At 66.7% G+C, this 19,597-nt stretch carries 20 protein-coding genes; 7 read left to right on the forward strand and 13 right to left on the reverse strand.

Annotated elements, in window-relative coordinates; all coding sequences use genetic code 11:
- Positions 1 to 105: 105 nt before the first annotated feature.
- Positions 106 to 714 carry a flavin reductase family protein gene (locus tag B2X67_RS06500; protein ID WP_286784988.1) on the reverse strand — a complete coding sequence of 203 codons (609 nt, stop codon included), beginning with the start codon at positions 712 to 714 and terminating at the stop codon, positions 106 to 108.
- A gap of 61 nt (positions 715 to 775) precedes the next feature.
- Entirely contained in the window at positions 776 to 1,054 is a 279-nt protein-coding gene (locus B2X67_RS06505; protein ID WP_090231018.1) for a hypothetical protein, read from the reverse strand.
- A gap of 139 nt (positions 1,055 to 1,193) precedes the next feature.
- On the opposite strand from B2X67_RS06505, the gene B2X67_RS06510 reads away from it, so the two are divergent.
- The 3 genes from B2X67_RS06510 to B2X67_RS06520 all read left to right on the forward strand — a co-directional run bounded on the left by B2X67_RS06510 (position 1,194) and on the right by B2X67_RS06520 (position 4,073).
- A complete protein-coding gene (locus B2X67_RS06510; RefSeq protein ID WP_090231019.1) occupies positions 1,194 to 2,219 on the forward strand; it encodes a patatin-like phospholipase family protein in 1,026 nt (341 codons plus the stop codon).
- Between the two features lie 100 nt (positions 2,220 to 2,319).
- Complete coding sequence (locus B2X67_RS06515; protein WP_273231591.1) at positions 2,320 to 3,054, forward strand: response regulator; 735 nt, start codon at positions 2,320 to 2,322, stop codon at positions 3,052 to 3,054.
- Positions 3,054 to 4,073 carry an ATP-binding protein gene (locus B2X67_RS06520; protein ID WP_376747763.1) on the forward strand — a complete coding sequence of 340 codons (1,020 nt, stop codon included), beginning with the start codon at positions 3,054 to 3,056 and terminating at the stop codon, positions 4,071 to 4,073. The genes B2X67_RS06515 and B2X67_RS06520 overlap by 1 nt, the downstream gene beginning before the upstream one ends.
- Before the next feature lie 43 nt (positions 4,074 to 4,116).
- Here B2X67_RS06520 and B2X67_RS06525 read toward each other — a convergent pair whose 3' ends face one another.
- The 11 genes from B2X67_RS06525 to B2X67_RS06575 all read right to left on the reverse strand — a co-directional run bounded on the left by B2X67_RS06525 (position 4,117) and on the right by B2X67_RS06575 (position 13,772).
- Positions 4,117 to 5,196, reverse strand: coding sequence for an AI-2E family transporter (locus B2X67_RS06525; RefSeq protein WP_273231593.1), 1,080 nt, complete (start codon positions 5,194 to 5,196; stop codon positions 4,117 to 4,119).
- A gap of 78 nt (positions 5,197 to 5,274) precedes the next feature.
- On the reverse strand, positions 5,275 to 6,072 hold the full coding sequence (locus B2X67_RS06530) for a DUF4892 domain-containing protein (protein WP_286785024.1): 798 nt from the start codon (positions 6,070 to 6,072) through the stop codon (positions 5,275 to 5,277).
- A gap of 20 nt (positions 6,073 to 6,092) precedes the next feature.
- Positions 6,093 to 6,752, reverse strand: a complete 660-nt coding sequence (locus B2X67_RS06535; RefSeq protein ID WP_286784989.1) for a glutathione S-transferase family protein — start codon at positions 6,750 to 6,752, stop codon at positions 6,093 to 6,095.
- 50 nt (positions 6,753 to 6,802) lie between these two features.
- Positions 6,803 to 7,666 (reverse strand): alpha/beta fold hydrolase, encoded by an 864-nt coding sequence (locus B2X67_RS06540; RefSeq protein WP_286784990.1) that lies wholly within the window; start codon positions 7,664 to 7,666, stop codon positions 6,803 to 6,805.
- A complete protein-coding gene (locus B2X67_RS06545; protein ID WP_286784991.1) occupies positions 7,663 to 8,475 on the reverse strand; it encodes an alpha/beta fold hydrolase in 813 nt (270 codons plus the stop codon). The genes B2X67_RS06540 and B2X67_RS06545 overlap by 4 nt, the downstream gene beginning before the upstream one ends.
- A 124-nt stretch (positions 8,476 to 8,599) precedes the next feature.
- Positions 8,600 to 9,241, reverse strand: a complete 642-nt coding sequence (locus B2X67_RS06550) for a LysE family translocator (protein WP_286784992.1) — start codon at positions 9,239 to 9,241, stop codon at positions 8,600 to 8,602.
- Positions 9,242 to 9,290: 49 nt separating this feature from the next.
- Entirely contained in the window at positions 9,291 to 10,094 is an 804-nt protein-coding gene (locus B2X67_RS06555; RefSeq protein WP_286784993.1) for an AraC family transcriptional regulator, read from the reverse strand.
- A 73-nt stretch (positions 10,095 to 10,167) separates the two neighbouring features.
- A complete protein-coding gene (locus B2X67_RS06560) occupies positions 10,168 to 11,835 on the reverse strand; it encodes an AMP-binding protein (RefSeq protein ID WP_286784994.1) in 1,668 nt (555 codons plus the stop codon).
- Between the two features lie 107 nt (positions 11,836 to 11,942).
- The gene (sixA, locus tag B2X67_RS06565; protein WP_286784995.1) at positions 11,943 to 12,404 is read right to left on the reverse strand and encodes a phosphohistidine phosphatase SixA; all 462 of its coding nucleotides are present in this window, start codon (positions 12,402 to 12,404) and stop codon (positions 11,943 to 11,945) included.
- Positions 12,401 to 12,733 carry a DUF4389 domain-containing protein gene (locus tag B2X67_RS06570; RefSeq protein ID WP_286784996.1) on the reverse strand — a complete coding sequence of 111 codons (333 nt, stop codon included), beginning with the start codon at positions 12,731 to 12,733 and terminating at the stop codon, positions 12,401 to 12,403. The genes sixA and B2X67_RS06570 overlap by 4 nt, the downstream gene beginning before the upstream one ends.
- 16 nt (positions 12,734 to 12,749) lie before the next feature.
- A complete protein-coding gene (locus tag B2X67_RS06575) occupies positions 12,750 to 13,772 on the reverse strand; it encodes an NAD(P)H-dependent glycerol-3-phosphate dehydrogenase (RefSeq protein WP_090231032.1) in 1,023 nt (340 codons plus the stop codon).
- Between the two features lie 138 nt (positions 13,773 to 13,910).
- Between B2X67_RS06575 and B2X67_RS06580 the strand changes: the two genes are divergently transcribed.
- The 4 genes from B2X67_RS06580 (at position 13,911) to fabA (ending at position 19,594) form a co-directional block, all read left to right on the forward strand.
- Positions 13,911 to 16,061 (forward strand): TonB-dependent receptor plug domain-containing protein, encoded by a 2,151-nt coding sequence (locus tag B2X67_RS06580; protein ID WP_376747764.1) that lies wholly within the window; start codon positions 13,911 to 13,913, stop codon positions 16,059 to 16,061.
- 1 nt (position 16,062) lies between these two features.
- Positions 16,063 to 16,980 (forward strand): ABC transporter substrate-binding protein, encoded by a 918-nt coding sequence (locus B2X67_RS06585; protein ID WP_286784998.1) that lies wholly within the window; start codon positions 16,063 to 16,065, stop codon positions 16,978 to 16,980.
- Positions 16,977 to 18,902, forward strand: a complete 1,926-nt coding sequence (locus tag B2X67_RS06590; RefSeq protein ID WP_273231617.1) for a response regulator — start codon at positions 16,977 to 16,979, stop codon at positions 18,900 to 18,902. The genes B2X67_RS06585 and B2X67_RS06590 overlap by 4 nt, the downstream gene beginning before the upstream one ends.
- A gap of 176 nt (positions 18,903 to 19,078) precedes the next feature.
- On the forward strand, positions 19,079 to 19,594 hold the full coding sequence (gene fabA, locus B2X67_RS06595; RefSeq protein WP_090231035.1) for a 3-hydroxyacyl-[acyl-carrier-protein] dehydratase FabA: 516 nt from the start codon (positions 19,079 to 19,081) through the stop codon (positions 19,592 to 19,594).
- The last annotated feature ends 3 nt before the right edge of the window (positions 19,595 to 19,597 follow it).

Raw genomic sequence — 19,597 nt, forward strand, 5'->3', positions numbered from 1 at the left:
TCCGGGATGAAAGGCCGATGCTACTGGCCCCTTCCCGGCCGGCAAAGCCTTTGTAACCTTTACTGACGAAAAACCGGCGTCATAAAAGTCGACGCGCGCGAGGCGTCAGTTCGGCCGCGTCAGGTCGAAACGCTCGCGGGTGTAACTGTAGGACTTGCCGCCCAGGCGTCCGACGATATCCAGCTTGCCGGCATCGATCCGGCCCTGTTCGTCGAGCACGCCCTGATCGATGTGCGCGTAGAGTATTTCGGCGAACACCAGGGTGCAGTTCGGCTCGTGCGCCGGATAGGGCAACAGTTGCGCCACCCGGCACTCGAAGGCCACCGGCGCACCCTTCACCCGCCGCGGCGCGACCCGCACCGAGGCCTCGCTGGCGATGCCGCAGTATTCGAACTCGCTGGTGCCGCGTGGCAGGGTCGCGGAGCTGGCGTTCATCGCCTCGACCTGATCGGCGCAAACCAGCTGGATCACCAGCTCACCAGTTTCTTGCAGGTTCAGCATACTGTCCTTGAGGCTGCCATCGCCGCGTGTGGAGATGTTCACCATCAGGGTCGGCGGGGTATCGCTGATCACCTGGAAGAAGCTGAACGGCGCCAGGTTGGCGACACCGTCGGCGGATAGCGTGGAGACCCAGGCGATCGGCCGCGGCGTCACGGTGTTGGCCATCCAGCGATACGCTTCGAGCGACGTCAGGGCGGAGAAATCGATCTGCATCGGGGAACCACTTGGTAGGAGGATCGCCACCGGCGCCACGGGCGTGGCGCCGGCGTGCGGGTCAGCGGCCGGCGCGGGATTCGCGCAGGTAGAAGCGCGCTTTCTCGACCTTCTTCACGCAGCCCGAATAGGCTTCGAACTGCTGCTGGGTCTTGGCGGCGGTGAGCAGGGTCACGGCCTTGGAATAGCTGACCGTACCGGCGAAGCCTTCGGCTTCGGCGAGGCTCTGCTCTTTCCAGGCGGCATCCAGACCATTGGCGCAGCTGGTGCGGTACGAGGTCTTGCCTGCACAACCGGCCAGCGTGAGCGCCATCAGGGGAATCAGTATCCAGGCTTTCATGTGTTTCTCCTTCGGAAGGTGTACAGCTTGCCTTCGCTGAGACCGGTCTGCCACACAAAAAGTGCCGGCCTGGCGCGGCTTCTTGGCGTCGGCAAAGCGGACGCGTATCGTCGCACGATCGGTTTCCGGGGAGGTGTGGATGAGCAAGCGAGTGGCCCTGGTTCTGGGTTCGGGGGGCGCGCGTGGCTACGCGCACATCGGTGTCATCGAGGAGCTCGAGGCGCGCGGCTACGAGATCGGCTGCATCGCTGGCTGTTCGATGGGCGCGGTGGTCGGCGGCGCCTATGCCGCCGGGAAGCTGCGCGAGTACCGCGAGTGGATCGAGAGCCTGGACTACCTCGACGTACTGCGCCTGGTCGACGTCAGCTTCTCGCTGGGGGCGATCCGCGGCGAGAAGGTCTTCGGCCGAATCCGCGAGATCGTCGGCGAGATCGATATCCAGGACCTGCCGATTCCCTATACCGCGGTTGCCACCGACCTCACCCACCAGCAGGAAATCTGGTTCCAGGAAGGCAGCCTGCACCAGGCGATGCGCGCCTCGGCGGCGATTCCGAGCCTGTTCACCCCGGTAGTCCAGGGCAACCGCATGCTTGTCGATGGCGGCCTGCTGAACCCGTTGCCGATCGTGCCGGTGGTGTCCAGCCACTGCGACCTGATCGTCGCGGTCAACCTGAACTCGTCCGGCCAGCAGCATTACCGCTTGCCGGTGATCGAGCGCCCGGCGCTGCTGAAATCGCGCTTCGATGCGCTGGTCGCGGCGCTGAGCACGCGGTTGCCCTTCCGTCGCCGTGAAGAAAGCGGCGAGCCGCTGCTGCTGATCGCTGCGGAAGGCGGCGAGACCGTAGACCCCTGGCTGGATGCCGCGCCAGACGCCCAGCAACCCTCGGCCGCGCCGCAGGGCAACAGCTCGCCGAAATCGGCCAGCGGTTCACGGGTACTGGAGAACGTCGGCCCGGCGTCGCTGCTCGACCTGGTCAACCAGAGTTTCGAGGTGATGCAGACCTCGCTGGCGCAGTACAAGATCGCCGGCTATCCACCGGATGTGCTGATCAACGTGCCCAAGCGCGTCTGCCGCTTCTTCGAGTTCTACAAGGCGCCGGAGCTGATCCAGCTCGGCCGGCAGATCGCCAGCGACACCCTGGACAGCTACGAGGCGACGCACTAACCCGGCATGTAACGATCTCGTTACCTGGCGGAAAACGGGCCGATATGAATGCGTGCGAGCATCGCGACCTTTTTTGTAATCGCCTCGGGAGCCGAGCCTCGTGGAAACAGCCAGCAGCGCCTTCAAAGCCACCCGCGTCCTGATCGTCGATGACGATGCCGACATCCGCGAACTGCTCTGCGGTTACCTGGAGCGCTTCGGCATCCAGGCCGAAGGCGTCAGCGACGGCGTGGCGATGCGCGCGGCGCTGGATCGCGAGCATTTCGACGCTCTGGTGCTGGACCTGATGCTGCCCGGCGAAGACGGACTCTCGCTGTGCCGCAGCCTGCGCGCCAGCTCCGACATTCCGATCCTGATGCTCACCGCGCGTTGCGAACCCACCGACCGCATCATCGGCCTCGAGCTGGGCGCCGACGACTACATCGCCAAGCCCTTCGAGCCGCGCGAGCTGGTGGCGCGCATCCAGTGCGTATTGCGCCGGGTGCGCGATGGCCGTGACGCGCCACGCAGCGACCAGCGCAAGAGTGTCCGCTTCGATGGCTGGCGTCTGGACAGCGTGCTGCGCCAGGTCGAGTCCGCGGACGGCATGCTGGTGCCGCTGTCCAACGCCGAATTCCGCCTGCTCTGGGTGTTCCTCGAACGCCCGCGGCGTGTGCTCAGCCGCGAACACCTGCTCGACGCCGCGCGCGGGCGCAGCATCGAGGCGTTCGACCGCAGCATCGACTTGCTGGTCTCGCGGCTGCGACAGAAGCTGCGCGACGATCCGAAGGCACCCCGGCTGATCAAGACCGTGCGCGGCGAGGGCTATCTGTTCGACGTGCGGGATATCGACTGATGCGCCGCGGCGATACGCTGTTCGCCCGGCTGTTCGGCATCTTCGTCGCCGCCATCGTGCTGGGCCATCTGATCGGCTTCCTCTGGTTCCGCGCCTATGGCCCTCCGCCACCGCCCAAACACCCGAGTTCGCTGGTGCTTCTCGAAGAGTCCGAGCTGCGCCAGCCCTCGCCACTCAGCGGGCCGCTGATGCCGCTGCTGCTGCAACTTCTCCTGTTGCTGGCCGCCGCCTGGTTCGGCGCGCGCCTGCTGACCCGGCCGATCCGCCAGTTGAGCGCCGCCGCCGAACGCCTGAGCGAGAACATCGACAGCACACCGCTGGCCGAGGGCGGCCCGCAGGAGGTGCGCAAGGCCGCCCGCTCGTTCAACCGCATGCAGGCGCGCATCCGCGAACAGATCGCCCAGCGCAGCCGCATCCTCACCGCCGTCTCCCACGACCTGCGCACGCCCCTGGCGCGGATCAAGCTGCGCGTCGAGGAACTGGAGGACGGCCACCTGCGCACCCGCATGAGCCACGACCTGGGCGAAATGACCGCGATGCTCGACGCCACCCTCGCCTACCTGCGCGAACAGCGCACCAGCGAGACGCGGCACCTGTTCGACCTGCAGTCGCTGGTCGAATCACTGGTGGAGAACGCCCAGGACAACGGCGCCGCAGTCAGCGTCGTCGGCACGTGCCGGCCGCTGCACACCCAGCCGCAGGCCTTGCGTTCGTGCCTGAACAACCTGCTGGACAACGCGCTGCGCTACGCCGGCCACGCGCGCATCGAGCTGCACGACGGCGAGGGGCAGGTCGACGTGCGGGTCATCGACAATGGCCCGGGGATTCCGGCCGAAAAGCGCGAAGCCGTCTTCGAACCGTTCTTCCGCCTGGAAAGCTCGCGCAACCGCAACTCGGGGGGTGTTGGACTGGGGTTGTCGATCGCCCGTGAGGCGGCGCTCCGCCTGGGCGGCGAGCTGCTGCTGGAAGAAAGCCCCGGCGGCGGATTGACCGCCGTGCTGCGCCTGCCACGCCGGTAATGCCTGCCCTCCCACTCCGCCAGGATTAAACGCGCGCCGACGCTCAGAGCGGCGGCGCATCCTTCTCCTCGCCGGCTGGCAGGGCCTGGTGCGCCCGCGGCGCGATCCAGTCGGAAATCAGGCTGAAGGCCACCGCCAGGAGCGTCGGGCCGAGGAACAGGCCCATGAAGCCGAACGCCAGGATGCCGCCGAACACGCCGAGCAGCACCACCACCAGCGGCAGGTTGCCGCCCCGGCTGATCAGGTAGGGCTTGAGCACGTTGTCCACCCCGCTGATGACGAACACGCCCCACACGCCGAGGAAGATGCCCATCCCGTAGCTGCCGTGCCAGAGCAGCCAGGCCGTCGCCGGAATCCACACCAGCGGCGGGCCGACCGGTATCAGGCTGAGCACGAAGGTCAGCAGGCCGAGCACCAGCGCGCCCGGAATCCCGGCAATGGCGAAACCGATCATCGCCAGCAGCGCCTGAGCCGCGGCGGTGCCGATCACACCGTTGACCACGCGCTGGATGGTGCCCGCCACCAGCCGCTGATAGTGATCGGCGCGCTCGCCGATCAGCCGCTCCAGCAGGCGCATGACGAAATCGGCCATGCGCGGGCCGTCGCGGTAGAAGAAGAACACCAGCACCAGGCTCAGGGCGAGTTCCAGCATGCCGCCGCCGACCCGGGCGCTGCGTGCCAGCAGCCAGTTGCCGACCTCGCCGACGTAGGGGCGCAGGGTGACGAAATAGGCGGTGCCCTGCTCGTCGACCCGAGTCCACCATTGCACCAGCCGATCGCCCACCAGCGGCACGTTGTCCAGCCAGTCCGGCGGAGGCGGCAGGCCGTCGACCTGGACTTCCTTGATCAGTTGCATGCCGTCGCGGATGTGGTCGGCGACGTTGAAGCCGAGCAGCACCAGCGGCACCGCCACCAGAATCATCCAGCCCGCCGTGAGGATCGCCGCCGCGAGGTTCTCTCGCCCTTTCAACGCCCGCGTCAGCAGGCGCATGAGCGGCCAGCTGGCAAAGGCCAGCACAGCGGCCCAGAACAGCGCGGAAACGAACGGCGCCAGCACCCACAGGCACGCGCCGAGCAGCCCGAGGAGCAGAATCTGCACCAGCAGGCGGTCGTTGTTGGGCATCGAAAAACGCTCCGAAAAACGGTTGGGGGAGGATCAGGCCGCCGAGTGTGACACTTCGGCGGCCTGGCGGCATGAGGCCTAGCGCAACAGGTCCAGATGCAGCCCCTGGCGGGTCGCGCCGTCCACCTCGATGCGCGGCGCGCGTACGCCGCCCTGCACCAGCGCATCGCGCCATTGCTCGGCCTGCACACCGGACAGCGTCACGCGTACGCCGCTGTTCTGGTTGAGGCTGCGCGCCAGCAGTTTCACCCAGTCGTCCTGCGGGCCTTCGTCGAGCAGGCTCAGGTCCAGCTCGCCGCTATCTAGCAGTTGCCGCAGCAGGGTCGCCGGGGTCGGCAGGACCACGCCCAGCGGACTGCTGGCGTCGAACTGCTCGACATGCAGATAGGCGCGCCGGTTACCGCGCGTGATCGCATAGAGCGCCACCAGGCGGTCGTCCATCTCGCCGACGCTCAGGCGAACCAGCGCATAGGCCTGGCGATCGTCGGGGCCGTAGAGCTTGGAGCTGCCGAACACCGCGTTGGCCCACAGGCTGCTGGAGCCGCAATCACGCCCCTCGCACCAGTAGAGCAGGTGTCCGCCCTGCTCTTGCAAGGCGCGGCGAGCCTGGGTGAAGGCCTGCTCGGAGGTGTGTTCCGCGGGCAGTTCGTAGGTCAGCGAAAGCTGTCGTCCCTGGGTCGCCACCTGCTGCTCGAAGCGCAGGTCGCCGCTTATCCTGCGGATCGAGCCCTGCGGGAAGATGCGCTCCAGATCGGCGGTTTCGCGGAAATCGACGATCTCGGCGTTCGCCGGGCGTGGCAGCATCTCGAGATCGTGACTGCCAGCGACGTCCGCGGCCTGGGCATGGCAGGCCGCGAGAAAGAGGCCGAGCAGCATCGGCCGAAGGCTATGAATGCTCACCGGACGAGGATGTCCTGTGCCGTCTTGATCTTTGCGTCGCCCTCTTCCCGGCTCGGCCTGGCGAGGCCGCGCTGCACCGCGGGTCGTGAGTCGATGGCGTCCAGCCAGCGCTGCAGATGCGTCAGCCCGTCAAGTGAAACACCGGACCAATCGTGGATCTTCACCCAGGGGAAGGTGGCGATATCGGCGATGCTGTAGTCGCCGGCGAGATACTCGGCCTCGCCTAGCCGGCGATCGAGAACCTCGTAGAGCCGCCGGGTTTCGTTCTGGTAGCGGGAGATCGCGCCAGGCAGTTTTTCCGGAAAGTAGCGGAAGAACACGTTGGCCTGGCCTTGCATCGGGCCGACGCCGCCCATCTGGAACATCAGCCACTGCAGCACCCGCGAGCGGCCCTTGACGTCGCTGGGCATCAGTTGGCCGGTCTTCTCGGCGAGGTAGACCAGAATTGCCCCGGACTCGAAGACGGCGAAGTCGTCGTTGTCGCGGTCGACGATCGCGGGAATCCGCCCGTTGGGGTTGATGCGCAGGAATTCGGGGGTCTTCTGCTCCTTGCGATCGAAGCTCAGCACGTGCAGGTCGTACGGCAGGCCGAGTTCCTCCAGAGCGATTGAGACCTTGTGGCCATTGGGCGTGGCGGCGGTATAGAGGTCGATCATGATCTTCTCCCTTGTCTGGCCGCCCAGCCTTCCCAGTTGCCGGCGGCAAGTCAAGCCGAAGCGAAGCGCCTATTGAAACAGTCTGCTACGGAGGCGGCACCGGCTTCGTCGTCCAGGTGCAGGTGATGACCGCCGGCGAGTCGGGTGACGTTGAACGGCAATGATTCGAGCATCTGCAACAGAGGCAGCTCGCCCTTCAGCAGGCCGTTCTCGGCGAGCACCAGGTCGACCGGGCACTGCACAGCGGCGAGAAACGCCTGGCTGTGCGCACGGGTGAAACGCAACGGGCTGGGCAGCGTCAGCCGCGCATCGGTACGCCAGGTGTAGCCGCCGGGCACCGGCATCAGCCCGCGCTGCGCGAGCAGCTCGGCGGCTTCGCGGCTGACCGCGCCAACGCCCTTCATCCGCGCCATCACCGCCTGCTCGACCTTTTCGTAGACCGGCTTGCGCTTGTTCGGCAGGTCGAGCTGCGCCTGCAGCGCCTCGCCCAGTTTTCGCGGCGCATCGGCGGCCTCGCCCAGGTAGGGAATCAAGCCATCGATCAACGCCAGGCGCTCGATGCGCTGTGGCATGGCGCCGGCCAGCAGGACCGAGACGATGGCGCCCATCGAGTGGCCGAGCAACGAGAAGCGCGACCAGCCCAGTTGCCCGGCGACGTGCAGCACGTCCAGCGCGTAATCCCAGAGTTGGTAACCGGCGCCCGCGCCGCGGTGCGCGGAATGCCCGTGCCCGGCGAAATCCAGGGCGACGATGCGCATCCCGGTCAGCTTGGGCGCCAGCCGGGCGAAGCTCGCCGCGTTGTCCAGCCAGCCGTGCAGGGCGATCACCGGCCGCCCGTCCTCCGGACCGTAGAGATGGGCGGCCAGCTCGATGTGCGGGAGGTTGAGGCGGATCTCTTCGACGGGCGCGCTCATGCGGGCTCCTTTTCGGCGTCGGAATGGGATTCCCAACGCTGGAACAGCGACCTGAGCAGGTCCGCCGTCTGCGCCGGGCGTTCCAGCGGGAACATGTGGCCGCCAGGCAGCGTCAGGTACTCACCGCGCGGGATGCGCTGCACGGAACGCGCATGGTGCGGCAGTACTACCCGACTATGCCGGCCGCGCACCACGGCCAGCGGCACCTGCAACTGCTGCGGCCGCCCGGGGCTCAGGTGCGGCACGCTGCGGTAGATACTGATCTCCGTAGCCGGGTCGAATTTCAGGCGCAGTCCCTTATCGCTGGGGGCGAGGCCGTGCTCGACGTAGGCGTCCAGGCATTCCGGATCGAAGCGGCGGAACAGCCCTTTGCCGGCGAAGTACAGGCGCGCCTGCGCGGCGTCGTCGAAGGCTTCGCGGCGCCCGAGGGTTCGCCCGGCCGGGGTGATACGGTCGATGAAGCCAAAGCGTTTGGCGGCGCGAATGACCAGCCGGTCGGCGAGCGTCAGCACCGGCGAGTCGAGCATCACCACCCCGCGGTACAGCTGCGGACGGCGTAGCGCCGCGTGGTAGTGCAGCACGCCGCCGAGGGAGTGGCCGACGCCCCACACCGGCTGATCGAGCGCTTCGAGGTGATGCAGCAGCTCGTCGACCAGCCCGCCCCAGTTGTCATCCACCGGGAAGCGCGGATCGTGGGCGTGCTGCTCCAGGTAATGCAGCGGGTAGTCGGGTTGCAGCGCGGCGAACAGCTTGCCGTAGGTGGCGGACGGAAAGCCGTTGGCGTGGGCGAAGAAGATCGGCGATGGCATGCGCGGCACTCGGCTCGGGATTCTCTGGGGAATCTATCGGGGAATCGTCCAGCAGATTCTCCGGCAGCCGTTGCTGCTCAGCAACGATCGTAACTGCCAGTGATGGCGGTGCAACGGCCAGGCGTCAGTGCGGCAACGCCAGCCGCAGCAGGATCGCACCGGCCACCAGCAGGAACACCAGCCCGCAGAGGCCGTCGATGACAGGCGCGGCGCGCAGCAGGCGGCGCTGCAGGCGCGGCTGGGTCAACGCGACGCTGAGCAGGCTGAACCAGGCCAGGCCGAAGAAGAACAGGATGCCCGCGGCGGCGAACTTGCCCGGCAGGGACATGTGCGGCGGGATCAGGCTGGTCAGCAGCGCGAGGAAGAACACCAGGGCCTTGGGATTGAACAGGTTGGTCGCCACCCCGCGCAACCAGGGGCCGAGCGGCGACGGCGCGAGTTCACCGTCGAGCCCGCCGCCGGACGCCTCGCCGCGGCGAAACCAGGCGCGCAACGCACCGACGCCGAGCCAGCCGAGGTAACCGGCGCCGAATAGCTGGATCGCCGTGAACAGCAACGGCGAGCGGCTCAGCAGCAGCGAAACGCCGGTGAGCACCAGGGTGCCGTGCAGCAGGATGCCGCACGCCAGGCCCAGCGCGCTGAGCAGACCGGCGCGACGGCCCTGATGGATCACGGTACGCACCACCAGCGCCACGTCCGGCCCGGGGCTGACCAGCGCCACGGCGAACACCGCCATCAACGACAGCAAGACGGAGGTCTCCTGCATGCTTTTCTCCAGAATTCGGGGGTAAGGTCGAAATGAACGAGCGTGGCCGTCAGCCCTGACGCAAGCGCGCCGGCGGCAGCCCGTAGGTACGGCGGAACAAGCGGGAGAAGTGCGCCTGGTCGTAGAAGCCCAGGCGCAGGGCGATGTCGCTCAGGGGAAGACCGCGCAACACCAGCGGCAGCGCCCTCTCCAGACGCAGCGACATCAGCCACTGGTGCGGCGGCAGGCCGGTTTGCCGGCTGAAGCGGCGCAGCGCCTGCCACGAGCTGACACCACAGAATGCCGCCAGCTCTTCCAGGCTCGGCGGCGACTCGAGGCGCGATTCGAGCCAGTCGCGCAGGCGCCTCCAGGTCGTCGGGTCGAAGCCCTGGGCGGGCTCGCGGATACGCAGGCTCGAACCCATCTCCAGCAGATGCGCCAGCGCCTGCCAGAGGGTGCTTTCCTGGGACAGCGGCGAGCCGCCGAGCATGGCCGCGTGGAAATCCTGCAGATGCGCTTGCAGGCGAGGATCGCGCAGCACCGCGCTGGTCAGCCGCGGCGCGCCCTGGCGCCCGTCACTGAGGCTGCGGCTGGCGTCGTCGAGCCATTGCGGGTCGAGCGCCATCACGCGGATGCGATAACCCTCGCCCGTCAGGCTGGCGCCGTCGTGGATGCATTCCGGAGCCATCAGCAGCATGTCGCCGGCGCCGACCTGGCGCTTTTCGCCGCGATGCACGTAGCGGTGCTCGCCGCGCAGCAGCAGGCCTAGGTGGTACTCCAGGTGGAAATGCCGGGGGAATGCGAAGCTGTGGTACTCGGCGTCGATGAGACGCACGCCCGACAGCCCGCTGGTGATGTGGTTGATCTGCTCCATGCGCCCATTTTACCCGCTGACGGCGCCACGCTCTTGGACAAAATTGCAGCGCGGCGCCGGAGGGCACCGGCGGTCAGTCGTGCCAGAGCACCGCCTGCGAGCGGGCCGCCCATTCGCCGAAGCGCGCTCCGTAGGCATCCTCGATCATCGCCCGCTTGATCTTCAGAGTCGGCGTGAGGAAGCCGTTGTCCACCGCCCAGATGTCCTTGACCAGCACCAGCCCCTGCAGCCGTTCGTGCTTGTCGAGACCGCCGTTGACCTCTTCGAGCAAATTGCGCAGGCTGTTTTCCAGTTCATTGCGAGTACCGTTCGCCGCCTCCGCGCGGCCGACTTCGGAAAGTACGCAGAGCGCCATCGGCTGCGCGAGGCCATCGCCGATCACGCAGACCTGCTCGATCCGCGAATGCACCGCCAGGCGGTTCTCGATCGGTGCCGGGGCGACGTACTTGCCCTTGCTGGTCTTGAAGATTTCCTTGATCCGCCCGGTCAGGCGCAGGTAGCCCTCGGCATTCTGTTCGCCCTTGTCGCCGGTACGCAGGAAGCCGTCCTCGGTGAGGGTCTCGGCGGTTCGCTGCGGGTCCTTGTAGTAGCCGCTCATGGTCGCGTCGCTGCGAATCAGCACTTCGCCGGAATCGTCGATCCGCACTTCGACGCCGGGGCTGGCGATGCCGATCCAGCCCGGGCGTTGCAGACCCGGGCGGCCCAGGTGCGAGTAGCCGCAGTTCTCGGTCATGCCGTACACCTCGAGCACCTCCAGGCCGAGGCGCCGATACCAGTCGAGCAGCGCCTCGGGCACCGGCGCGGCACCGGACAGCGCGAAGCGCACGGCGTCCAGGCCGAGGCCGGCGAGCACTTTGCGCCCGACGACACGGCCAACCAGCGGCAGCGCCAGCAGGCGATCCAGCTTGCGCGCGGGCATCTTGCTGTAGACGCCCATCTGGAACTTGGTCCAGATCCGCGGCACGCCGAAGATCACCGTAGGCCGCGCACGCCGCATGTCATCGAGGAAGGTCTCCAGGCTTTCGGCGAAGAACACCGTGAGCCCGGCGTACAGTGAGGCCATCTCGACGAACATCCGCTCGGCGACATGACACAGCGGCAGGTAGGACAGCACGCGATCGTCCTCGCCCACCTCGGTGAGCTGGCTGCCGTTGCTGGCGGCGAAGCCGAAGCTGCCGAAGGTCTGCATCACGCCCTTGGGCGTGCCGGTGGTGCCGGAGGTGTAGATGATGCTGGCGAGCTGCCCGGCCGGCGGCAACGGATTGTCGCGGATCGGCGAGCAGGTCTGCAGCTCGTCCCAGGTGTGGTCGAAATCGGCCGCCGGGTGCAGCGGCAGGCTGACCGTCTTCACGCCAGGCGGCACGCCCGGCGCCATCGCGCCCCAATCGTCCAGCTTGCCGATGAAGGCCACCTGCGTCCCGGAATGCTCGAGCACCTGGCGCACCGAATCGGCCGTGAGGTTGGGATACAGCGGGACGGAGACATGCCCGGCCATCCAGATCGCCAGGTCGGCGACGATCCAGTGCGCGCAGTTCTTCGAGATGATCGCGACACGGCTGCCCGGCTCCAGTTCGAGGCCGCGCAGCCAGCACGCGGCACGTCGCGCCTGCTCGCCCACCTCGCCCCAGCTGAGCACCTGCAGTTCTCCGCCGGGCAATGGCTGGACCAGATAACGCTTGTTCGGATGCCGCTGTTCGCGCTCATAGAAGAGCGCGAGGGGTAAACGCTGCGCAGTAGCCACAGGGACGCCTCCATTGTTGTTGTTATGGGGATCAACCAAGCACTTGCTTGGTTGACTATTCCATGAGCAACAAGGGGCTGCAACCGCGAGATTGTGTCTTTTTGAAATCAGACCCGCGGGTGGGTCAGGGAAACCAGCTGCATGCCGCCGGCCAGAGCCATTTCGCCGTCGAGGACCGCCAGGCTCGCGGTGCTCATGGGCAGCGGCTGCTGGCGGTGGCCGTGGACCAGCAGCCCGCCCAGCGCGCCGACCAGGGGCTGATGGGTGACCAGCAGCAGTTCGTCTTCGCTGCGCTCGTTCAGGCGGTCGAGGGCTTCGCGCAGGTCGCTGTCGGGGGTCAGCCAATCGGCGCTCTCGATCACCCCGCGGTAGCCGAGCTGGGTCGCCACCAGCTCGGCGGTCTGCTGGGTGCGCACGTAGGGGCTGGCGAGGATCGCCTGCAACGGTCTTTCGGCAAGCAACGACGCGCTGGCGCGGACTTCGTCGCGACCGTGTTCGGTCAGTGCGCGGCGCGCATCGTTGGTACGCGGTGCCTCGGCCTCGCCGTGTCGCAGCAGGTACACCCTCACGGTTGTGCCTCGTCGCGGCTCAGCGGCTCGACCGGACGCAGGGGGGCTTCGCCGTCGGCGACACGCGGCGCCGGCCAGTCGGCGAACGGCCAGGGCTTGCTGTCGGTGTGAAAGGCGCCGAAGCGACCGATCTGCGCCAGGTACTGCGCGAGGCTGTCGCCAAAGTCCATCAGCGCACCGCTCGGCGCGCCGTTGATCAGACGGAATACCACCTGCGCCACCACCAGCAGCGCCAGCAGGACCTCGGTCACCTGCCAGACGAGGAAGAACAGCAGCATCCAGAGAATCCGCAGCACAAGGGATTCACGGCGCGGTTTGGCGTCGTTCATGTACAGCTCCTTGGGTTCAGAAATCGCTGATCGAGATGAAGTCCACGTCGGTCTTCGGCTCGGCGCGCATCAGGGCCTCGATGACCTGGGCCAGGGTACGGCCCTCGAAGAGAATCGCGTGAAGACCGGCGACCAGTGGCATGTAGACCCGCAGTTCCTCGGCCTTGGCACGCAGCACCTTGATGGTGTTGACGCCCTCCGCCACTTCGCCGAGGCGATTGACCGCCTGCTCCAGGCTGAGCCCTTCGCCGAGGGCGAAGCCGACCTGGTAGTTGCGGCTCTTCGGCGAGGAACAGGTGACGATCAGGTCGCCGACTCCGGCCAGGCCGAGAAAGGTCATCGGATTGGCACCCAGCTTCACCGCGAACCGGGTCATCTCGGCCAGCGCGCGGGTAATCAGCATGCTCTTGGTGTTTTCGCCCATGCCCAGCGCCACGGCCATTCCGGCGATGATCGCGTAGACGTTCTTCAGCGCGCCGCCCAGCTCGACGCCGAAGCGGTCCTGGCTGGCGTAAACGCGGAACGTGCGGCCGTGCAGGACCTGCTGCACGCGGCTGCAGAGGTCGGCGTTTTCGCTGGCGACAACCGTCGCCGTGAGGGCGTGCTCGGCGATTTCGCGGGCCAGGTTCGGCCCGGAAATCACCCCGATGGAAGCCTCCGGGGCGATCTCCTCGAGGATCTGGCTCATCAGCAGAAAGCTCTGCGCCTCGATGCCCTTGGTGGTGCTGACCAGGTACTTGCCGCTCAATCGATCGGCCACCGGCGACAGCACGCTGCGCAGCGCGCTCGAGGGCAGCGCAACGAACAGCAGATGGCTGGCCTCGAGCGTGGCGGCCAGATCGGTGACCGGTTCCACCGCCGGATGCACCTTGATGCCCTTGAGATAACGCGGGTTTTCGCGGTTCTGGCGAATCGCCTCGGCCTGCTCGGGGTCGCGCATCCATTGGCGGACCGCCTGGCCGTTCTCGGCCAGAAGGTTGGCGATGGCGGTGCCGAAGCTGCCGCCACCGAGGACCGCGATGGGTTGCTGTGCTGTCATGGAAGGTCCGCAGGGTTATGGCAATCGGCGTCCATTATACGGCGCGCCGTTGAAGCGACCAGTGGCACGGCCAAATGCCACCGCGGTGCGCTGGCAAAGCCCGGCCGCTCGGTTAACATGCGCGCTTTGCTGCCCCCGATGATCGCCGTCGTGCCACTACGCCCTTCGCTCCCCTTCTCCTTCGCGCTGCTGGCGCTGGCCACGACCCATCCGGCAGCTGCCGAAGACCTCTTCGCCGACGGCGAAAGCGTGCCGCAGATTCTCACCGCGACCCGACTCAAGCAGTCGCCCGCCGCCGTTCCCGGCAGCGTGACCCTGCTTGACCGGCAACTGATCGAGTCCAGCGGCGCGCGCAGCGTGCCGGAGCTGATGCGGCTGGTGCCGGGGATGATGGTCGGCTACCTGTCCGGCAACCAGGGCATGGTCAACTATCACGGCAGCAGCGTCAGCGAAGCGCGGCGCATGCAGGTGCTGATCGACGGCCGCTCGGTATACCGCGCCGGCCTGGCGACGGTGGACTGGGCGGACATTCCGGTGGCCCTGGAAGACATCGATCGGATCGAGGTGTTTCGCGGGCCGAATACGGTCAGCTACGGTGCCAACGCGCTGATGGGTGTGATCAACATCATCACCCGCTCGCCGTCCGAGAGCATCGGCACGCGCCTGAAGGTCACCCGCGGCAAGCGTGGCGTGAACGACTGGTACGCCAGCCAGGGCTTCAACTGGCAGGACGGCGACATGCGCCTGTCGCTCTCCGGGCTGCAGGACGACGGTTTCGACCATGACGACGAAGGCAACGACTTCCGCGACAGCACCCGCGCCAACCGTTTCAACCTCTCCACCACTCACCGCCTCGATGCGCAGCAGACGCTCGACTGGCAGTTGGCGGCCAAGGAAGGAACCAACCAACGGCCCTACAACTATGAACCGGTGTTCGACAGGCTGATTCCGGGTGGCATCGCGCCGGGGGACAACAACTCCGACGTGGTCGCCCGCGACTATGCCGGCTCGATGCGCTGGACCTTCGACATGAACCCGCGCCACAGCCTTTACATCCAGGGAGCGGCGCAGCACTGGGACCGCAAGCAGGAATGGGTGGCCTGTGACGCCGCTCTGGCCTTCAGCCCGCAGCTCGCCGAGCTCTGGAGCCTGAATCCGGTACTGACCAAGCGGGTATTCCGCTTCCCTACCCGCCCACTACCTGCCGGCACCACAGTGACGGAAGCAGCCCTGGCGCAACAGGTGCTGCAACAGATGCAAGAACAGGTGACCACGCAGCAGCCGGCCGTCTGCGGCGACGTCAACCAGAACATCCGAGAAACCCGCTACGACCTCGAACTGCAGGACACCTACAGCGTCACCGACAGCCTGCGCCTGCTCAGCGGCGCCGGGTACCGCCGCGAGGAAGTGGCGTCGGACACCTACTTCGGCGGCAAGCTGGACAACGACATCCTGCGCACCTTCGCGCACCTCGAGTGGACGATCGACCCGCACTGGATCCTGCAGGGCGGCGCGATGCTGGAGAACGACCGCAACAGCGGCGAATCGCTTACCCCGCGCCTCGCCGTGAACTACCTGATCACCCCCAGCCACGGCTTGCGCGCGGTGTATTCCGAAGCCGTGCGCACCCCCGACATGGCCGAGAACAACCTCGACCTGCGCTATGAGGTGAGCAACCTTTCGCCGAGCGTGAACGGCCAGAACAGCGCCTATTATTTCTCCAGGGTCACGGGTACGGGTGGCCTCAAGGAGGAGCACATGCGCTCGCGCGAGCTCGGCTACAACGGACTGTTCTCCAACCTGGGGTTGAGCATCGACCTGAAGCTGTTCCGTGAAGACGTGAGCGACATGATCAGCGAGGCCTTCACCAGCGATGGCTACACCCCCAGCAACGCCAACAGCATGAGTTTCCAGGGCGCCGAACTGCAGGCGGACTGGCGCCTGAGCGCCAGCGACCGCGTGCGCCTGACGTACGCCTATGTCGACCAGTCCGGCACCGAAGACCGCGACCTGCGCCTTTCGGCACGCAACAGCGGGTCGGCGGCCTGGATGCGCGAGTGGGCCCACGGCTGGTCGAGCAGCATCATCTATTACGGTGCCGACGCCCTCAACGAACGACGTTTCGAGCGGCTCGACCTTCGCCTGGCCAGGCGCGTGCGCCTCGGCAGCACCGACCTGCAGATCGCCGGCGTACTGCAACAGCGGCTGGACGACGAGGCACTGACCTGGAAAGAAAACCTCTACGACGACCGCCAGCAGTTCTACCTCAGCGCCGAACTGGGCTTCTGAGATGCGCCCCTCCTCAAGGACGAGTCTGCTGAGCGCCACGCTGGCCTGCGTGTCGATGCTGCTCGTCCTCGCGCTGCGCGGCGCGGATGCCGCCGAGATCATCCTCAGCGCCCAGGACGCTCCGGCGGTGCGCCAGTTCACTGCCGCACTGGCGGCGCAGCGGCCCGAAGATCAGGTGCGCTTTGTGCCGATCGGCGAGCTGGCGATCGGCCCGCTTCCTTCACCGACCACCCGGCTGATCCTGATCGGCGAAGACGCCCTCGCGTGGCGCCTCAAAACGGCCATCGAATCGCCCACCCTGATCATGCGGGTCAACCGCCTGGAGGCTCGCCGCTGGCTGAACGGCCAGCGGCCGGAAAACGTCACGCTGCTGTGGAACGATCCGCCGCTGGATCGCCAGCTGAAACTGCTGCGCCTGCTGCTCCCCCATGTGCGCCGGGTCGGCGTGCTTTTTGACGTAGACAGCCAGCACCTGCTCGAACCGTTGCGCCAGGCCGCGGCGCCCCTGCAGCTGGAGATCGTCGCTCGGGAATGGCCCAACCCGCGCGACAGCCGTCCACTCCTGGAGCTGCTCAACGACAGCGAGGTGCTGCTCGGTTTCGAGGCGCCCAGCCTGTACAACCCGCTGACCGCCAAGAGCCTCCTACTGACCAGCTACGCCCGCCAGCGCGCGCTGATCGGCCCCAACGCGCCCTTCGTCCGAGCCGGTAGTCTGAGCAGCACCTACAGCGACCAGGACGACTGGCTGCAAAGCCTCGATGAACTGCTCGACCAGCCCCCCACGAGCTGGCCGAGAGCGCTCTATCCGACGCATTTCAAAGTGCTCAGCAACCCCCAGGTCGCCCGCGCCCTGGGCATCGCCCTGGACGACGACGCCGAACTGGCGAGGCGCCTGGCAGCAGGAGAACACAGCCGATGAAGTTCCGACCGAGCTGGGATATCCATACCCGGACGCAGCTGATCAGCGTGGGGCCGGCGCTGTTGCTGACCCTGCTGCTCACTGGTCTGTTCACCTTCACCCGCCTGCAGGACCTGCAGCAGGAGCTGCAGCACACCGGCCAGTTGATCGCCGACCAGTTGGCGCCGGCCTGCGAATACGGGGTGATTTCCGGAAACCTGCCGGTCCTGCGCAGCCTGCTCAAGGCGACGATGGAAACGCCCCATGTGCGCTATCTCGAGGTACGCGACCGCGACGACAAGGTCCTGGTCTATCTCGAACGCGGAGGCCGGGATAGCGGAGGGAAATCCTCGGCGACCTTCCAGGCGCCCATACGCCTGCAGCCGCTGGTATTTCCCGATGACGAGGCAAGCCTGACCGGTGAGCCGGAAATACCGCCGCTGGCTAATAGCGAGCACCTCGGCCGCGTGGTGGTCGGCATGTCCAACGATGCGTTCAGCAGCCGCCAGCAGGAAATCCTCCTGAAAGCCGCCGCGCTGGCGCTGTTCGCGCTGGTCTTCACCTTCATGCTGGCGCGCCGGCTGTCGCTGCGCCTCGCCGAACCGATCAGCGCGATGGGCCAGGCGGTGCAGGCGATCCGCGCGGGTCGTTTCGAGACCCAGCTACCGGAAGTCGACGAACATGAGCTGGGCGACCTGGCGCGGCACATCAACCGCCTGGCCGACGGCCTCGCCCAGGCCAGCGCCGAACAGGAAGGCACCATCGCCCAGCTGACCAACGCCCGCGAGGAAGCCGAGCAGGCCAACCGGGCGAAATCCGACTTTCTGGCGATGATGAGCCACGAGTTGCGCACACCGATGAATGGCGTGCTGGGCATGCTGCAACTGCTGGAAACCACCGAGATGACCCGTGAGCAGGAGGAATACGCCGCGCTGGCCAGCGAATCCACCGAGCATTTGCTCAAGGTGATCAACGACATCCTCGATTTCTCGCGTATCGAGCGCGATGCGCTGGAGCTGGAGCGGATTCCCTTCTCGCTCTTCGAGCTGATCCAGACATCGGCCATGGTCTTCCAGCACAGCGCCGCGCAGCGCGGCCTGGAGCTGCGCATCGATACCCAGCCAGGGCTGGAATGGCTTCAGGTACAGGGCGATCCGACACGCATCCGGCAGATTCTCGTCAACCTGATCGGCAACGCGCTGAAGTTTACCGAGGAAGGCCAGATCCTGGTCGAGGTGCGCTGGCAGCCGCTGGACGCCGAAGTGCTCTGGCTCACCTGCGCGGTGAAGGACAGCGGCATCGGTATCCCGCCGGAGCGGCTCGAGCACATGTTCGACGCCTTCCAGCAGGCCGACAGTTCCATCTCCCGCCGCTACGGCGGCACCGGCCTCGGCCTGCCGATCGCGCGGACGCTGGCGGAGCGCATGGGCGGCACGCTGCGCGCGGAAAGCCAGGCGGCGCAAGGCTCGGTATTCACCCTGGAGATTCCCCTGCCGTTCCGCCAGCAGGTGCCTGGTGGTCACGGCCAGCGCGCCGTCGTCGGCAGTACCGGCAGCGGCCAGCGCGTGTTGCTGGTGGAAGACAATCCGGTCAACCAGACGGTCATAGAGGCGATGCTGCGCAGCCTCGGTTACACCGTCGCGCTGGTCGACGACGGCGTGCAGGCGGTGCGCGAAGCCGAACGCAACGAATTCGACGTGATCCTGATGGACTGCCGCCTGCCCGGCCTGGACGGCTATGAGGCGACACGTCGCATCCGCCGGCTCGAAGGTCGCGCGATGCTGCCGATCATCGCGCTGACGGCGAACGCCCTGCAGGGTGACCGCGAACGCTGCCTGGAAGCCGGGATGAACGATTACCTCGCGAAACCATTCAAACGGGCAGAGCTGCAGCAGTTGTTGCTGCGCTGGCTGCCGCCCCGCCCGTTCGGAAGCGGTGAGTAATGATAAAGTGCCGCACGCCCGCCGAATCGGCGACAATGCAAGTGTACGACTGTACTCGCTGCGCTGTGACTTTCAGCCAGGCCGCGCAGTCTATGACTAGGCTGACGGCATGCGCTGCCGTCGCCAGGACGACGATCCACCCCGGTCTTCACGCACGGGACCATTGAGGAGCTCGCATGACCAAACAACACGCCTTTACCTACGAAGACCTGCTTGCCTGCAGCCGCGGCGAGCTTTTCGGTCCGGGTAATGCGCAACTGCCCGCCCCCAACATGCTGATGATCGATCGCATCGTTCACATCAGCGAAAGCGGCGGCAAGTACGGCAAGGGTGAGATAGTCGCAGAGCTCGACATCAACCCTGACCTGTGGTTTTTCGCCTGCCATTTCGAGGGTGACCCCGTCATGCCGGGCTGCCTGGGCCTCGACGCCATGTGGCAACTGGTCGGTTTCTACCTCGGCTGGCAGGGCAATCCGGGCCGCGGCCGTGCGCTGGGGTCGGGCGAGGTGAAGTTCTTCGGCCAGGTCCTGCCGACCGCCAAGAAGATCACCTACAACATTCATATCAAACGCACCATCAACCGCTCGCTGATCCTCGCCATCGCCGATGGCTCGGTAAGCGTCGATGGCCGCGAGATCTACAGTGCCGAAGGCTTGCGCGTCGGCCTGTTCACATCCACTGACAATTTTTAAGGG

It is taken from the genome of Pseudomonas sp. UBA3153, from assembly GCF_002364635.1.
Classification (GTDB): domain Bacteria; phylum Pseudomonadota; class Gammaproteobacteria; order Pseudomonadales; family Pseudomonadaceae; genus Pseudomonas_O; species Pseudomonas_O kuykendallii.